This window comes from Pseudomonas sp. GM49, assembly GCF_000282355.1.
Taxonomy (GTDB): domain Bacteria; phylum Pseudomonadota; class Gammaproteobacteria; order Pseudomonadales; family Pseudomonadaceae; genus Aquipseudomonas.
In genome coordinates this window covers 1-812 of the sequence record NZ_AKJL01000176.1, presented here as the reverse complement: position 1 = coordinate 812, position 812 = coordinate 1, and the positions used below count along the sequence as shown (strand labels likewise).

Sequence of the window (812 nt, the reverse complement as noted above, 5' to 3'; positions counted from 1 at the left end):
CTGGATGGCGTATTGCAGGCTGCGGCAGTCCTGCCACAAATCGATCCACTCACCGAGACGGTAAATGGCGTTGGAGAACAGCAGTTGCTTGCGGTCATCCAGCGCTTCGGGAGCAGGTTGCAGGGCCTCAAGTTGATCCTTCAGGGCTTGCCAGCGGTCGAGATCGGCATCCTTGTGCCCGAGCCATTCGGTGGTGGCGGTCAACAACGGCGCGAACTTGTCCACAAGCTCGGGAGTACGCCGTTCCAGGGCATAAAGCGCGTCGTCGAGGGCATCGACTACCGGCAGCAGGTGAATCATCCGCCCACGCAACTCCTTGGTGTTGCGCACCGTTTGCGGACGCGAACCTTCGTGGGGCAACTGACCGATCATCAACTCCAGGGAGTTGAACGTGGCAACCATCGATGCCCGCAACGCGCTGACTTCTTCAGGCTGCACGTTGCGGCTGAGGAATCGCAGGCTGTAGGTCGATGCATCGGTAAACCATTTGCTCACCGAATCATTGAACACCGGCGCCAGGCGCCGCGGCCAGAACATCGCACCGACCACTGCCGCCACGGCGATGCCCAGAAAGATTTCCTCGGTCCGTGCTTCGGCCACGTCCCACACCCCCAGCGGGTTATTCACCACCGGCAGGGCGATCAACGGCAAGGTGTAACCGGCGAGCATCAAGGCGTAGTTGTTGGCCGTGCGCAAATGCAGGGACAAAAACAGCAGCGTCCCGGTCCACAGCGCAATCACTACCACCAGCACGTAAGGGCTCTGCACGAACATCGGCACGAACAGAACGGCCGCCGCAGCGCCGATAAAGG

General features: G+C 60.8%; 1 protein-coding gene. It reads right to left on the bottom strand.

Annotated elements, in window-relative coordinates; translation table 11 throughout:
* The coding region (locus tag PMI29_RS12970) for an FUSC family protein (protein ID WP_007998979.1) at window positions 1-812 on the bottom strand (812 nt) is incomplete at both ends.